The 16,147-nt window shown below is 34.6% G+C and carries 16 protein-coding genes; 1 reads left to right on the forward strand and 15 read right to left on the reverse strand.

The window, feature by feature from the left end; genetic code table 11:
* Positions 1-4 precede the first annotated feature (4 nt).
* The 6 genes from BLV84_RS01555 to BLV84_RS01580 all read right to left on the reverse strand — a co-directional run bounded on the left by BLV84_RS01555 (position 5) and on the right by BLV84_RS01580 (position 8,736).
* On the reverse strand, positions 5-1,366 hold the full coding sequence (locus BLV84_RS01555) for a tetratricopeptide repeat protein (RefSeq protein WP_093238456.1): 1,362 nt from the start codon (positions 1,364-1,366) through the stop codon (positions 5-7).
* Positions 1,366-2,379 (reverse strand): sugar phosphate nucleotidyltransferase, encoded by a 1,014-nt coding sequence (locus BLV84_RS01560; RefSeq protein ID WP_093238459.1) that lies wholly within the window; start codon positions 2,377-2,379, stop codon positions 1,366-1,368. The genes BLV84_RS01555 and BLV84_RS01560 overlap by 1 nt, the downstream gene beginning before the upstream one ends.
* A gap of 23 nt (positions 2,380-2,402) precedes the next feature.
* On the reverse strand, positions 2,403-2,837 hold the full coding sequence (dut, locus tag BLV84_RS01565; RefSeq protein ID WP_093238793.1) for a dUTP diphosphatase: 435 nt from the start codon (positions 2,835-2,837) through the stop codon (positions 2,403-2,405).
* Positions 2,838-2,846: 9 nt separating this feature from the next.
* Positions 2,847-4,301, reverse strand: coding sequence for a lipopolysaccharide biosynthesis protein (locus BLV84_RS01570; protein WP_093238463.1), 1,455 nt, complete (start codon positions 4,299-4,301; stop codon positions 2,847-2,849).
* A gap of 120 nt (positions 4,302-4,421) precedes the next feature.
* The gene (locus BLV84_RS01575; protein WP_143521308.1) at positions 4,422-5,828 is read right to left on the reverse strand and encodes a DUF5689 domain-containing protein; all 1,407 of its coding nucleotides are present in this window, start codon (positions 5,826-5,828) and stop codon (positions 4,422-4,424) included.
* Positions 5,829-5,880: 52 nt separating this feature from the next.
* Entirely contained in the window at positions 5,881-8,736 is a 2,856-nt protein-coding gene (locus BLV84_RS01580; protein WP_093238471.1) for a carboxypeptidase regulatory-like domain-containing protein, read from the reverse strand.
* 135 nt (positions 8,737-8,871) lie between these two features.
* Between BLV84_RS01580 and BLV84_RS01585 the strand changes: the two genes are divergently transcribed.
* Positions 8,872-9,912 carry an endonuclease/exonuclease/phosphatase family protein gene (locus BLV84_RS01585; protein ID WP_093238474.1) on the forward strand — a complete coding sequence of 347 codons (1,041 nt, stop codon included), beginning with the start codon at positions 8,872-8,874 and terminating at the stop codon, positions 9,910-9,912.
* A gap of 103 nt (positions 9,913-10,015) precedes the next feature.
* Here BLV84_RS01585 and atpG read toward each other — a convergent pair whose 3' ends face one another.
* The 9 genes from atpG to BLV84_RS01630 form a co-directional block, all read right to left on the reverse strand.
* Positions 10,016-10,885, reverse strand: coding sequence for an ATP synthase F1 subunit gamma (atpG, locus tag BLV84_RS01590; protein ID WP_093238477.1), 870 nt, complete (start codon positions 10,883-10,885; stop codon positions 10,016-10,018).
* 57 nt (positions 10,886-10,942) lie between these two features.
* Positions 10,943-12,526, reverse strand: coding sequence for a F0F1 ATP synthase subunit alpha (gene atpA, locus BLV84_RS01595; protein ID WP_093238480.1), 1,584 nt, complete (start codon positions 12,524-12,526; stop codon positions 10,943-10,945).
* A gap of 41 nt (positions 12,527-12,567) precedes the next feature.
* A complete protein-coding gene (gene atpH, locus BLV84_RS01600) occupies positions 12,568-13,098 on the reverse strand; it encodes an ATP synthase F1 subunit delta (RefSeq protein ID WP_093238483.1) in 531 nt (176 codons plus the stop codon).
* A 3-nt stretch (positions 13,099-13,101) separates the two neighbouring features.
* On the reverse strand, positions 13,102-13,596 hold the full coding sequence (locus BLV84_RS01605) for a F0F1 ATP synthase subunit B (protein WP_093238485.1): 495 nt from the start codon (positions 13,594-13,596) through the stop codon (positions 13,102-13,104).
* Between the two features lie 91 nt (positions 13,597-13,687).
* A complete protein-coding gene (gene atpE / locus BLV84_RS01610; RefSeq protein ID WP_093238488.1) occupies positions 13,688-13,909 on the reverse strand; it encodes an ATP synthase F0 subunit C in 222 nt (73 codons plus the stop codon).
* Between the two features lie 33 nt (positions 13,910-13,942).
* A complete protein-coding gene (gene atpB, locus BLV84_RS01615; RefSeq protein ID WP_093238491.1) occupies positions 13,943-15,019 on the reverse strand; it encodes a F0F1 ATP synthase subunit A in 1,077 nt (358 codons plus the stop codon).
* 120 nt (positions 15,020-15,139) lie between these two features.
* Positions 15,140-15,538 carry a hypothetical protein gene (locus BLV84_RS01620; RefSeq protein ID WP_143521309.1) on the reverse strand — a complete coding sequence of 133 codons (399 nt, stop codon included), beginning with the start codon at positions 15,536-15,538 and terminating at the stop codon, positions 15,140-15,142.
* On the reverse strand, positions 15,525-15,770 hold the full coding sequence (locus BLV84_RS01625) for an AtpZ/AtpI family protein (RefSeq protein ID WP_093238497.1): 246 nt from the start codon (positions 15,768-15,770) through the stop codon (positions 15,525-15,527). Before BLV84_RS01625 ends, BLV84_RS01620 begins: the two co-directional genes overlap by 14 nt.
* Positions 15,724-16,143 carry a bactofilin family protein gene (locus BLV84_RS01630; RefSeq protein ID WP_093238500.1) on the reverse strand — a complete coding sequence of 140 codons (420 nt, stop codon included), beginning with the start codon at positions 16,141-16,143 and terminating at the stop codon, positions 15,724-15,726. Before BLV84_RS01630 ends, BLV84_RS01625 begins: the two co-directional genes overlap by 47 nt.
* Between the last annotated feature and the right edge of the window lie 4 nt (positions 16,144-16,147).

The following is a 16,147-nucleotide window of genomic DNA, read 5'->3' on the forward strand; positions in this document are numbered from 1 at the left end:
AATCTTATTCTTTTAGATGCTTAATTTTTTCCTGATAGAGCTTCGTTTTTTCAGCATTTTTTTCTGTCTGATAAATTTTTAAATAAAGCTCATATATCTGAAGTTCAAGCTGTGTGTTATCAATCAATAAAGATAAACTCATCTCTAATTGATCGATGGATTTTTGTGTTTGATTTAACTCAAATAAAGCCGCTGCTTGCGTATAATAAAATATCGCCTGTGACGGATAAACGCTTAAAGCCTGCTCGCTTGTATTGAGGGCATCTTCAAATTTACCCAGATAAAGTTCAAGGTTTAAAATCTCTTTATATAACTTGAAATCATTGGGTTTATTGCGCAAAGCTTCTCGGTAATGACCTAGCGCTTTCTCTTGATCTTTTTCTTTGTAAAAGTTACCCAGCTCTTTTTGGCTTGATGTGTTTTTTTCTGAAGTAATGGCTTGATCTAATAAACTGATTAAATCTTGTTTTATTTCGGCATTTTGCTCAGCATAAATTCGGTAGGCATTGATGACTTCAACTTTTTCTTTCTCAGCAATCATCGGATTATTGAGTGTTTTCTGAGCATATTTCTTAGCCAAATCCTTCTGCTCAGTTTTGATATATGCTAAACTTAACGAGGGCAAAACATCAACAAATTCTGGTAGATTTTGTTGCGCTTTTTGAGATAATTCAATCACTTTTTCAAATTCATTTCGATTTAGGTAAATACGGTTCAAAAAACGATAAGCGTTTTTATCTTTTGAATTCTTTTTTAATCGATTTTGAAAATAAGAAATGGCTGCTTTTTCATCATTTTGGGAACGATAAATAACATAGCGTTGTTGATCACGAGAGTCTGAATAACCATAGCGTTGATCAAATTCTTGAAGTTGATTTAAGGCCTTATCATACTGCTTTGTGATATGATAAAGGTTGATGAGTTCTTGTTGATAATTTGAATTATTTTCTGAAAGAATTAATGCTTGCTCAATTGCTTTTTCAAAAGTTTTATTCTGTGTGTAAAGCTGATACAAAACCTGATGCACATATTTTTTCTGATCTGCTTCAGCTTGACCTAAAGCTTTATTCAAATAAGATTCAGCTTTTGAATATTCTTCTAATTTTCCATGATTTTTACCCAGCAGAAACAAAGCTGCAAAATTAGTTTCATCAAGTTTGAGACATTTTTCTAAAGCAGAAATTGCTTTTTCAGGATTCTCAATCGCTTCTTGAGCGAGAGCCTCAAAAAAAAGTTCTTGAAATTGATCAGATACATCTCCTAAATCATCACGATTAACTTCGTTTTGATTGATTTCTTCTTGTGCAAATAAGGTTAAACTTGCTATAAAGAAAAAGAGAAAAGAGATGTATCTGATTTTTTTCATTACTCTAAAACTGAATAATCACCGATGCTAATCGCTGTAAATTCACCGTTGTATTTTGCAAAATTACCAATCATTGCATTATCGAGTTTTGCATTTTTGATTTCGGCATTTTCTTGAACAAGTGAATTCTTCATTTCTGTATTTTCAACAACTGTATTGTTTCCTAAAGAAACATGAGGACCGATTTTTGCATTTTTAAGCACAACATTCTCTCCTATAAAGCAAGGTTCGATAATTTCAGAATTTTCAATTTTAACTGAATCAGAAATCAAGTTTTCTTTTTGATCAGCATGAATAAAATTCAGCATACGCTGATTGGTTTCAACAGTGACGGTTTTGTTTCCGCAGTCCATCCACTCATCAACTTTTCCTGGTTTAAAAACACGACCTTCAGCACGCATTTTATCAATTCCATCATTGATTTGATATTCACCTCCACGCATGATATTTTCTTCAATCACTTCTTCTAATTTAGATTTAAGAAGCGCAACATCTTTAAAATAGTAAATACCGATAACTGCCAAATCTGAAACAAATTCTTCAGGTTTTTCAACTAAATCAACGATGTGGTTATCATCATTTAATTGAACAACGCCAAAAGCACTTGGGTTATCAACTTGCTTCACCCACATCACAGCATCAGCATCTTTATCAAGCGTAAAATCAGCTTTAAAAAGTGTATCGGCATAAGCCACAACAGCAGGTCCGCTCAAAGATTCTTTGGCGCACATGATGGCGTGACCAGTTCCTAAAGGTTTATCTTGATAATAAATACTAGGTTTAGCATTTAAATTTTTAGCAACTTCAGTGAGTTTATTTTCTATTTCTTGACCGAAATCTTCAGAGATAATAAAAGCAACTTCATCAATCTTTTCATCCAAAACACCTGCAATATCTTCTACAAGGCGCTGAACAATTGGTTTGCCAGCAATAGGAATTAATGGTTTTGGAACGGTTAAAGTGTGAGGTCTTAAACGTGAACCTCGACCTGCCATAGGCACTATAATTTTCATAATCTATATTCTAAAAGTTAGTTTTATTTTTTGCCGGTGCTGCCAAATCCGCCTTCACCCCGTTCAGTTTTGTTGAGTTCTTCAACTTCAATCCAATCAGCTTGTTCACATTTTGCAAATACAAGTTGAGCGATTCTATCGCCATGAGAAATTTTAAAATCTTCTTGAGACATGTTGATAAGAATCACACCAATTTCGCCACGATAATCAGCATCAATTGTGCCTGGGGAGTTAACAAGTGAAATTCCTTTTTTAAGAGCTAGTCCACTTCTTGGTCGCACTTGCGCTTCGTATCCTTCAGGGATTTCGAGAAAGATTCCAGTTTTCACTAAGCATCTTTCAAATGATTTTAGTAAAATATCTTCAGTAATGTTTGCTCTTAAATCGACACCTGCAGAAAACTTTGTTTCATAAGATGGAATTGGATTAGAGGATTTATTAAGAATCTTGATTTGCATAGGCTTCATTTATGATTTTAATAATTTCTTGATTTCGTTTTTTTCTTTAAAATAAATGAAGAAAACAAAAAAGGCTAAACTTGCAATGCCGAAGATATAATTTTCTTCAAAGGTATAAAAAGAAAGTGCTCCTAAACCAACGGATACAAGCATATATAAAAGTATTCGAGATGTTTGGAAAGGGATAGGATAATATTTTTTCGAGTAAATGTATGACAAGACCATCATGCTTGCATAGGCCAATAAGGTTGCGATGGCAGAGCCGTAATATCCGATCATTGGGATCAATAAGATATTCATCACAAGTGTCAACAATGCGCCAAAGCCAGAAATATAGGCACCAAACTTTGTACGATCGGTGATTTTATACCAAACTGATAAATTGTGGTAAATCCCAAGACAAAAGTTTGCTAATAATATAAGTGGCACAATGGCTAATGCTTCATAGTAACTTTCATCACGGACGATAAGCAGCTTTAAAGGCTCGATAAAAACCATCACGCTCAACAAAATAATTGCGCCAATAATAACGAAGTATTTTGTAATTATGGCATAAGCTTTTTGAGGGTTTTCAGTTTTAGCATGGCTAAAGAAAAAAGGCTCAATACCTAAGCGGAACGCTGTAGCGTAAAGCGTCATGAAAACAGCTAATTTATAACAAGCGGAATAAGCACCAATGGCTGAATCAGCAATATCATCTGACAACAAATATTTTAATAAAATTCTGTCAAAAACCTCATTTACTGAAAAAGCCAAACCAGCAAGTAAAACGGGATAAGCATACTTCAGCATACGCTTCCATAAGGCTTTATCAAAATTAAAACTAAGCTTAAAATAAAAAGGCAAAAGCATCATTAAAGTCGCTGCACTTGCAACTAAATTGGCAATAAAGACATAATTGACTTGAAAATCTGGAATATATAAAGCCTCAAAGAATGAAGATTTTGTATGCCAAGAGACGAGCCAAGCTAAAAAGAAAAATGTGAGAAATACATTGATAGAAACATTGATTAATTTAATAAGAGCAAATTTTCTAGGTTGTCCCTTAGCTCTTAAATAGGCAAATGGAATAATCACAAAAGCATCTAAAGCCAAAATCCAGATGATTAATTTATAATGATCAGGATGTATGTCTAAAAGTTGAGATAATTGTGGCGTAAAAAATAAAGCGATGATCAAAAACAAAGTTGTTGTCCCAACTAATGACCAAGCCGAAGTATTGATGACATTCTGTTTATTTTCTTTAAGATTAAAAAATCTAAAAAAAGCGGTTTCCATGCCATAAGACAGAAACACATTGAACAACACAAAATAAGCAAAGATAACAGAAATACGACCGTAAACGGCTGAATCTGTTAAGTATTCGGTGTGAATTGGCACAAGAATGAAACTGATCATTCGAGGCAAAACCGTTGCTAAACCATAAATAAAGGTTTGTTGAAATAGCTTTTTATAAAGACCCAATACTTATTTTTTAAGTTGCCAAATTTAAACAAATAATACGCAACTGCGTTCCAGGTTTAAGACGAAAAAAGGCTGTCATGATATGACAGCCTTTTTTGAATTCAAAAATCAAAATGATTTTTAGTTACCTGTAATTTTAATATCGTTGATATGATAACGTGTTGTTGCATCAGGATCAGAACCTAAATATCTGAAACCAATTCTAACATTATCACCAACACAAGAAATATTTGTTGGCCCAACATTTTGGAATGAACCAAAACTACTTGAAGGACCAATTGGCACATCAAGATCTAACAATGCCCACTCTGTTGTTGATGGATCACCTGTATAATTATCTGTGATAAAAATAGATAAAATAACACCGTTATCATAGTTTGATTGAATTCTCATGCTTAAATCTTCAGCAGAAGATGTTGATAAATCAATTTCTGAAGAAACTAACCATACCTCATAATCTGTTTGACCAGAACCAAATCCTGAAATCTGTGCGTATTTATCACCTTGGTAAGATGCTAATTCGTAATCTAAGCTTCCGCCAGTTACATTAATATTTTCCCATCCAATTGAAGCAAAAGTAGTTGCAGAGTTAAAGTTCTCTTCATAAACAATTGAAGTACTTCCATTAACAGGACCACAATTAATAACCTCTGGGTCACAACGCTCGTTCGTCATATCAGCGCTTGCTGGTGTATTTAAAAACATTGTGTATTTGTCGCCTTCGTAAGTTCTAGTTAAAACACCTGAAATTGTTCCTGAACCTTGTGGAAGAGAAACAGCTTTAAAGTCAGAGAAAGTACTTGTACTCAATGTCATTTGACCATTAGAAATACAGCTTTCAAAAGTACGTTCAGCATCAAATTCATCAGCATCTTCACCTGCATATGAGATTGAAGAAATAACGTTTCCGTCAGCATCAAACTGCATGTAAGATTTTTTGAACTGAACTTCAGCGAATTGTACGAAAGTATTAACATTTGCTGCTGATAAATCATCAAAAGAAACCATACTTGGAACAATCGTCGCTATTTCTGTTGATCTTAAAACATGCTTTTCAACTGCTGGTGCAGTGATACGAGCAATGTCAGAACCATCACTGATTCCTAAAGTTGGCTCGTTAAATTCAGAGTTTGGGTAATTCTGAACATTATCAATTCTCTGTCCAATTGTCAATCCATCAAGCTTGATATAAACTTTCTGACCGAAAGCATATCTTGTAAACAAAGGTGTTGCATCAACTTCGATAGCAATACCCATTGTTGGATTTTCAGGTTTATCTTGAATCACTAATTGCTTATAAAAGTTTCCACCTTCATCAGATGAAACAACATAGCCTTCTGCATAATTATTTGTTTCTTCGAAAGTGTAATTTTCATAATCATTTTGAACTAGTTGATTATAAACCGTTGATAGATTAACTATATTTCCATCAATATTTGGTTCTTCTTCTACAATGTTTAAATCTGCGTAATCATCATCTTGCACGCAAGAGGTCAACATTGTACTTGCTCCGATAAATAGGAGCATCAAAAAATAATTTATTCTTAAATTTTTCATTATCATCTGAATTTATATTTTATTAAAATCTTAGGTAAACATTTAAATAATAGGTTGTTCCGTAACCATAGTAATGACGGTTACCAAAAACGGCACCGTTAGAGCGGCTCATATCTTCTCCTCTTGTGTTAAAGTTTGATTTTCTGGTTTGTTCAAAACCTCCTGTTTTATAAACTTCATCAAAAAGGTTACTCACCACTGCGAAGAAACCAATATACTTATCACCAACTCTCCAAGATTTTCCTCCTGTCAAATTCACAAGCATATAATCATCAAACTTCTCTTGCTTTAATAAGCCTCTTGCTTCTTCATTATCGTAATCTACGAATTTAACACCATCATAATCAAGCGCAAAGTTGTCTGATCTTAGCAATCCACTAGGTGAAATATAAGAATTTGAGAAATGGTTCGCTGTGACACCAACATTCCAATAATTAGGATCTCTGTACTCGAAACCTAATTGGAAAACACGCTCTGGCCCACCAGAAACGTGAAGCTTTTTCATGTCAGTTTTTCCGTCTCCAAAACTTAATTGTTTTCCTGGGAAATCTTGACTTGTCAAGTATATATTAGGATTATTATCATAGATATAATTTCCTACAGAACCTGCTGCTTTCAATTTTAATGTTGGCAAAATTTGTGCTTCAACACCAAACTCAACGCCATAGTGTTTTCTATCAATACCCGACATGACTTCTTGTACAAAAGCACTTCCATCATCAGCAGGCAAGCCAGTAATATCTTCAGTAAAATAAAAGGCTACATTTGTTTCATCTTGAAAACCAGCATAAAAACCAGTAACACGTGCATTTAGTAATGGTGATTTATAGATGTAACTTACATCTAAAGATTGACTTGTGACTTCAGTTAAACCATCAATAACTTCATGGTTTTGACGTGCGTTACTATAAGAGTTTCTAATAGTCGGTGCATCTTGAGCATAAGAAAGGTTCATATCAATTAAGTGACGACCCGTGATTTTATAAACCCCACCTAGTTTACCTCCAAATGTTGTAAAATCAAGTTTCTCTCCTTTACCAAAAGATCCAGCACCGGGGAAGAATCCGTTTTCGTAAAGACCAGTTCTTTGGTAATTTGTTTGACCAACTTTACCACCAACGTAAAAATCTAAGCGATTATATTTGAATTGCATTTGTGCAAAAGCATCATAAACTTCAGCATCAATTTCATAGTTATATTTATAACGATCACCTTCATAAACAAGACGGTTAGGATTATTTAAATCTGATTGTGCGAGATCTTGAGCAACACCTGAAATAAAGCCTGATTCTTCAGCAAAGAAGTCAATATCTAAATAACTTTGACCCCCAAGTAAGTCTTCCATTTGAGCAAAGTTCTCACTGTTCAGCTTTTTATAATTCAAACGACCGTTTAAAGTCATGTTTTCATTGATTTTAGCTGTTAAGATAGAGTTTGCCATAATTTTAGAATCTTCAACTCTGTCACTGTATAAAGCGTAAACAGAATTGTTTCCTTTAAAGTTACGGTTACCACTGTAAAGGCTACCCCAATCTAATTGACCTCCGTTAACAAAAGCTTCTCTTGCCTGGTAAGCACTTTGAAAATCAGCAGGTGTTGGGTTGTCATCTTGTAAATGGTAACTCGGCAAGTTTTGGTAATAATTAGCTGATGGATTTCTCGCACCACCTAAGTAAAATGGCTCACCAGTATTTGGATCAATTTCCAAACGTGTACCACCATTATCAATACGTGTTGTTGACATAAATCCGGTTTGGTAGCCAACGTTAGTATTTAACTTAATATCTTCATTGATATCCCAGTAATGGTTCAGCATAAAAACTGGTTCTTCGGTTTTACGAATTTTAGAGTTACGCTTATCATCACCATGCCACCCCCAGTTTGGGTTATAGCTTCTCCCTTTAAGCGCGACAACCTCCTCAGTTAAAGAAGTACTCATCCCTCTTCTGTTAGGCGCGTAAAAGCCTGTAAAATTTAAGCTATGCTTATCATTCAACTCTTTTTCAACAGCGACGAAAAATGAATTAGCATCATAAAGGGTTCCGTCCTTAAAACCTTCTTCACCAAAACGACGTGAAAGAAGAACAGAGTAAGACCAACCACCTTCTAAAGCACCTGAGTTGTAACTTCCCATCACACGACCTTGGTAACTTCTGTTAGAAGACGCATAAGAAACACGACCTCCTTGACGCATTTTAGAAGCTCTCATAATAATATTAGTTGTACCACCAACATCACCAAAATTGTAATCACTTGCTTTTGAGTTTCTCACAAAAACACGGTTACGCTGAACATCATTCAATCCACCCCAGTTCCCCCATGATGGGCGACCAGAATAAATTTTATTCATTTCCAAACCGTTGATCAAAACTTTACCGCTTGCATTATCCAGTCCTCTTGGGTTAAAAAACGCAGCAGAAAAATCGTAAGCAGCAGCTCTTAAAAATGCATCTTGTGAAGATGCTAACAAACCTGAGATGTTGTATGCCGAAGCATCATCACCATCAAGCTCATTGTCCGTCAAACTAATTGTACTGATTTGAAGATTTTCTTGTGCAATATCAAATTCTAAAAACAAAGTCCCCACATCAAGTGTTTCGCCTTCGTTAATAACAATTGGATACCGACCTGTCGAAAACTCTTCTTCATCAACAATTAAAAAATGTTCACCAAGAGGTAGGTTTAACCCCTCAAATGTAAAAGATCCGTCCTTTAGTGTCTCAACACTAAAATCAGATCCTTCAATAGTGACAGTCGCTCCAGGAATACTTTTTCCTGAGACATCTTCAAAAACTTTTCCAACCACATTAGTCTGCTGAGCAAACATTTGAATGGTAAATAAAAAAGCGAAGAAGCCATAAATCTGTAGTCTACGCATGTTGCTAATTTAAAGTTAAATTTTTTCTTTTATTAACAGATAAAAGAGGACAACAAAGGTAGTGATTAATTATTAATTCATTAATTTTACGTACTTAAATTTAAGGCCTAACACAAAAATAATATCCAAATAATTATGTCTAAATTAAAACTATTTACAATCGTTACTTGTCTGAGTTTAACATTTAGTTTTGCTCAGAAAAAAGATTATAAAGTGACAACTGTTGCATTTTATAATGTTGAAAATTTATTCGATACAATTAACGATCCGAAAAAAAATGATGAGGCTAGTCCTATCATGGAAATGAGAGAAAGCATTAGAGGCGATGTTTACATCAAGAAACAAAAAAACCTTGCAAATGTGATTAAACGCATTGGTGCTGAATTGTCACAAAACGCTCCTGCAATTGTTGGCCTTGCTGAAATTGAAAACTTTGATGTTTTACAAGACCTTGTTAATGAGCCTAAATTAAAGAAATACAATTACGGAATTGTGCATTACGACTCTCCTGATGAAAGAGGAATCGATGTTGCTTTACTTTATCAAAAAGGTATTTTTAAACCGACACATACAGGTAGAAAAGAACTGATTATGTATAGAAATGGTAGCAGCACGAAAAGAGATTATACAAGAGATCAATTATACGTGAAAGGCTTATTAGATGGTGATGAAATTCACTTTATGGTGAATCACTGGCCATCGAGAGGTAGTGAAGAAGCTAACAGAATTAAAGCAGCTAAATCTTCTCGCTCCGTTGTTGACTCTGTTATGAGCAATGATCCGAATGCAAAAATCATGATGATGGGGGATTTCAATGACGGACCTTACAACAAAAGTATTACTGATCACTTACACGCAAAAGGTAAAAAGAGACAAGTAAAATCGAAAGAGCTATATAACCCATTTGACAAACTCTTTAAAAGAGGAATTGGTACAATTGCTTGGAGAGATACTTGGGATTTATTTGATCAGATCATGGTGAGCAAATCATTGATCACTAAAGATTACTCGAGCTACCAAATGTATAAAGCCGGAATTTACAATGCTAATTTCCTTCAAACATCTGAAGGCAGATATAAAGGTTATCCTTTCAGATCATTTGCTGATGGTGGTTTTACTGGCGGATACAGTGATCACTTCCCTGTCTACATCCACTTGATTAAAGAAGTTGATTAAACTTTTAAATTTAGATCACAAACAAAAAATCCTCGATTGAAATATCAATCGAGGATTTTTTATTTGAGATCAGCTTCTGATTTCTAAAAGAAGCTTATTTAATTTAAGCACTTAAAGCTTCAGCTCCTGCAACAATCTCTAAAATTTCATTAGTAATCGATGCCTGTCTAGCTTTGTTATAAGAAAGCTTAAGGTCATCTCTTAATTCAGTTGCGTTGTCTGTTGCTTTGTGCATTGCAGTCATACGCGCACCATGTTCAGAAGCTACAGAATCTCTTAAGGCTTTAAACAATTGTATTTTTAAAGATTTAGGTATCAACTCTTGAATGATATCAACCTTATTAGGTTCGTAGATATATTCAGTCGCATTTGGCGAAACTTTGGTCTCACCAACTTCAGTTTCTAAAGGTAAAAATTGCTCTTCTTTAATAATTTGAGTTGCAGCATTTTTAAAGCTATTATAAACCAATATGATTTTATCATATTGACCTTCAGCATAAGACTTCATCAAATACTCAGCAATCTCTTTAACATTATCGTATTCTAAATGATCAAAAATCTCGTTATTATTATGAATAACATTGAAATCTTTCTTGAGAACATCATCGGCTTTTTTACCAATTGTCAATAAATCAATTGTCGCTGCATCATCAAATTGTTTTGAAACGAGTTTTGAACGCTTCACAATATTTGTATTGAAAGCTCCAGCCAAACCTCTATTTGATGAAATCGGAACGATCAAAACCTTACTCACTGGTCTAACTACCGTGTAAGGACTTTGCGCCTCACCATCAAGAGAAGCACTAAGATTTTGAAGTAGTTCTGTTAATTTTTCAGCATAAGGACGCATTCTTGTAATTGCATCTTGAGCTTTGCTCAACTTTGCAGCCGAAACCATCTTCATGGCACTCGTGATCTGCATCGTTGATGAAACAGAGGTAATCCTATTTCTTAATTCTTTTAAGTTAGCCATATTCTAATCAATGAATAATTAGAAAGAGTAGGTTTATGAAAACCTACTCTTTACAATCTAATTTGTAAATTTTTCAGCGATTTCTTTCGCCACTCTCTGAAGTGTATCAGTCACTTCATCAGTTAATTTTCCAGATTTTAAAACATCAAGAACATCTTCTCTATGTTTCATTTCTAAGAAATTTAAGTAATCAGTTTCAAATGCTTTCACTTGATCAACTGGTACATTTCTTAAAAGGTTTTTAGAACCCGCATAAACAATTGCAACCTGGTGTTCAACTGGGAATGGACTTGACTCGCCTTGCTTAAGAATCTCAACGTTACGTTTACCTTTCTCAATAGTTGCCATTGTTGAAGCATCTAAATCAGAACCGAACTTAGCAAAAGCTTCAAGCTCTCTATATTGTGCTTGGTCAAGTTTTAATGTTCCTGCAACTTTCTTCATTGATTTAATCTGAGCTGAACCACCAACACGTGATACAGAAATACCAACATCAATTGCTGGACGAACACCAGAGTTAAATAAATCAGTTGTCAAGAAAATTTGACCATCAGTAATCGAAATAACGTTTGTAGGAATATATGCAGAAACGTCAGCCGCTTGCGTTTCAATAATTGGTAAAGCAGTCAAAGAACCTCCACCTTTCACTTTATCTTTTAAAGATTCAGGTAAATCATTCATTTGTTTAGCGATATCATCATCATTGATCACTTTAGCTGCACGCTCTAATAATCTTGAGTGCAAGAAGAAAACATCACCAGGGTATGCTTCACGACCTGGCGGGCGTCTTAATAATAAAGAAACCTCACGGTAAGCAACTGCTTGTTTGGATAAATCATCATAAACAATTAATGCCGGACGACCTGTATCTCTAAAATACTCTCCAATAGCAGCACCTGCCATTGCTGAATAGACCTGCATTGGCGCAGGGTCTGATGCATTTGCTGCAACAATAGTTGTGTAAGCTAAAGCACCTTTCTCTTCTAATAAGTTAGCAATACCTGCAACAGTAGAAGCTTTTTGACCAATAGCGACGTAGATACAAAAAACTGGCTCGCCTCTATCGTAAAATTCTTTTTGGTTCAGGATAGTATCGATACAAACAGTTGTTTTACCAGTTTGTCTGTCACCAATCACAAGCTCACGTTGACCACGACCAACAGGAACCATTGCATCAATAGCTTTAACACCAGTTTGCATAGGTTCAGTTACAGGTTCACGATAAATAACACCTGGCGCTTTACGCTCAAGCGGCATTTTGAAGGTTTCACCTTCAATAGCACCTTTACCGTCAATTGGTTCACCAAGTGTGTTCACAACACGACCTACAATCCCTTCTCCAACATTGATAGAAGCAATTTGTTTCGTACGTTTAACAGTGTCTCCTTCTCTAATTTCAGAAGATGTTCCAAACAAAACGACACCAACACTATCATCTTCAAGGTTAAGTATCATTCCGTTTAAGCCACTTTCAAATTCGACTAATTCGCCATATTCAGCATTGGTTAAGCCATAAACGTTGGCAATACCATCACCAACACGTAATACTGTTCCAACTTCTTCTAATGATGCTTCAGATTCGAAGCCTGAAATTTGCTTTTTTAAAATTGCCGAAATTTCAGCAGGATTTACTTCAGCCATAACTTTATTGTTGCATTAAATGGTCACAAGGACCGTTGCTTTTAATTTAAAAATTCTCTTTTCAAGGCGTTTAAATTACCTTGTGCACTTGCATCAAACTGCAAGTCTTTCAGTTTCAATATAAATCCACCTAAAATAGATTCATCAATTTCGTTTTTAATCTTCGCAGAATAGCCAGTAACATTTTTAATTGTTTCTTGAACTTTTGCCTCAACTTCAGGAGTTAAAGCAGTTGCAGTTACAACAGTTGCTTCCTGAATATTGTGGAGATCTTTATATTTAGAAATAAATTCAACAGCAACAAGCATCAGAATATCAATTCTATTGTTAATTGCTAATGTTTTGAAAAGTTCTTGCACCAATTGATCCGTTTGCTTAAAAACATCAACCACTATATCAAGTTTAGTTGATAATTTAACGACAGGACTAATCAAGACAGCTCTCAGTTCCTTATTCTGATCTATTGTGAGATGGATTAATTCCATATCCCTATAGACTGCCTCTAGCTTATTTTGCTCTTGCGAAAGCTCAATCGTAGCTTTTGCATATCGGTATGCTGCTCTTCTACTCATAGTTTAGTTAGCTTTAACGTCGTCAAGCATTTTGTTGACAAGTTCCATTTGAGCTTTGTCACTATTTAATTCTTTTTTGACAACCTTTTCTGCAATATTAATTGAAAGTTCTGCAACCTGTGCTTTAATTTCTTTAATAGCAGCCTTTTTCTCAGCCTGAATCACTTCTTGCGCTTTGTTAAGGATGTCATTTGATTTAACTGTTGCATCTTCTGTTGCCTCAGCAATAATATTCTTTTTCATCTGCTGCGCTTCTCTCAACATTTCGTCACGTTCAGCACGCGCCTCTTGAAGCATTTTCTCGTTATCAGCTTTAAGATTTGCCATCTCAAGCTTTGCTTTTTCAGCAGATGCTAAAGCGTCATTAATAGACTCTTCTCGTTTTCTTATCGACCCTAAAATAGGTCTCCAAGCGTATTTTGACATCAAGAAGATCAAGATTAACAAAACGATTACTTGCCAAAAGAACAATCCAAAATCAGGTTTTATTAACTCCATAGTTTAAATAATATCTAGTATTAATTTAATTTTTTAATTAAAGTACTTCTCTCTAACCAATCGTTAGAGAGAAGTACTTTTGTTCAATGTTTTACTTAAGCACACCTAATAAAGCTGCTACTACACCGAATAACGCAACACCTTCAACAAGTGCCGCAGCAATAATCATTGCAGTTTGGATTTTGTTTGCTGCCTCTGGTTGACGAGCGATCGCTTCCATAGCTGACGCACCGATTTTACCAACACCAAATGCTGCTCCAAAAACTGCTAAACCAGCTCCTAAAGCTGCTAATCCTACATATAATAACTCCATAGTAAAAAAAATTAAAAAATTAAAAAATTAAAATTAATGATGTTCTTGTACGGCTGCCCCTATAAAAAGCGCCGATAGCATTGTAAAAATAAAAGCTTGTAGAAATGCAACTAAAAGCTCTAATACCATAATAAATAATGCAAAGGGCACCGAAATACCAGCTACACCTACGTTTTCTAATATAAAAATCAAACCTAGCAAACTAAGAATGATGATATGTCCTGCTGTAATATTCGCAAATAAACGAATCATCAAAGCAATAGGCTTGATAAACAAACCAATCAATTCAATTGGAGCTAATAAAATTCTTACTGGAACAGGCACGCCTGGCATCCAAAAAATATGAGCCCAGTAATCCTTATTACCATTAAAAACAATTAAAATCAAGGTAAACAAACCTAAAGCAACTGTCACCGATATATTTCCAGTAACGTTGGCTGCACCAGGCAAAAGACCTAAAAGGTTTGTCACCCAAATAAAGAAAAAGACTGTCAACAAGAAAGGCATAAACTTCTTATATTTTTTCTCACCTATTTGTGGTTTTGCAATATCATCTCTAACAAAAAGAACTAAGGCCTCTAAAGCATTATTCATACCCTTAGGCGCATGAGCGTTTTTCTTGTGATGACTTGCCAAGCTTAAGAAAAAGAACAACATGACAATCACAGTTAAAAACATTGCAGCAACGTTTTTAGTGATAGATAAATCAAGCGGCTCAACTGCATTTGCAGGATAGCCATCCTCACCCATCTTTAAAGTATTTTCACCAGCATCTAACTGATAGATTCCTTCATGATAATTCACGAACTTCAATCCATCTCTTTCTACAACATTTTGACCTTCAACATCGTGATGAAATTCGCTTGACATAAAAGCCACCAGACCAGCATCTGTATATAATATAACAGGTAAAGGAAGTGTAAAAGAATTATCACCACTTCCAAAAAAGTGCCACCCATGCGCATCACCAATATGATGCATAATCATATCTGTAGGGTTAAATTCTTCTTCCGCTTCTGCGATATCTTTATTAGCAAATGATGCAAATGGTAACATTGTAAAAGCTAATGTTAGCGCCATTACTATCCTTAAAGATTGGTTTGCTTTCATAGTACCCGAATTGTGCTCTCTAAAATTTCGGTGCAAAGATATACTTTTAATCTTTATTAGAAAGCCTTGCTATAAAAAATATACTTTCTTATCAATTAGCCCTATTTTATTGAAATAGTTCTACTTAGCTCGAAGCAGCTTCACCACAAATAAAGTTTCGAATAAAAGGAAAAGAAAGTAAGGAATGAAAAAACTAAATATATCTAAAGTGATGTGATTATTATCTGAATCATTAAGAATAACTGGAAGAAGAAAAATAATCGAAAAAAACATTTTAACCAAACCTAAGCCTATAAACGCAAAACCTGTTTTGTCACTAAAAGCCTTGTCAATCATCAGTAAAACTGTGTAAATAAGCAAGGTCATAAAAAACAAAAAAATGTAAGTGATAAAGGTTGGGTAATAAATATTCACATCTAAACTTATTTCTATAATTAGATACTGAACCAAACCCGACAAAACAGCAAATGGAATTAAATATTTGATGAATTTCAGAAAAGATTGTTTATGTATTATCATCATTTAAGTCTTTGACTGATTTATAAACCTGATAGAGCGATATAAAAACGCCTAACAAGGAACAAGATATTGTAAATACTGAAAATTTATTTTCATATTTACCGTCAAGCCAAATCCCCAAAAGGACGCCTCCTAGAATCACGATGATCATCTGAAAAGCTAAGCCTGAGAAAGTAACCCAGTTACTAAGCGGTTTCTCCTTTTTTTTGTTTTCTTTTCCTTCCTTTTTCATCATTCAAGGTTTTAACACCATCTTTCATCACGCAGGTTGCATTAAATAAAGCTCCTGGTTCAATAGATAATTTATCAGTGATTACTTCACCTTCAATATGGGCGGATGACTTTAAACTCAACTGGGATTCAACAATTAATTTACCTGTAAACTTGCCTTCAAAATCTGCACTATGACATTTAACCTCTCCTTCTACACATCCTGATTTACCAACGACAATTCGTCCTGGTGTTTTAATTGTTCCTTCCACCTTACCATCGATTCTGAAACTTCCTTGAGACTCAATATCACCCTTGAATGTTGTGCCTTGAGCAATTTTGTTTTGTTCTTTTGTCAAATCTTGTTTTGGATCTTTTTTCTTTTCTGAAAACATAATC

Origin of the sequence: Psychroflexus halocasei, from assembly GCF_900107595.1 — a bacterium.
Classification (GTDB): domain Bacteria; phylum Bacteroidota; class Bacteroidia; order Flavobacteriales; family Flavobacteriaceae; genus Psychroflexus; species Psychroflexus halocasei.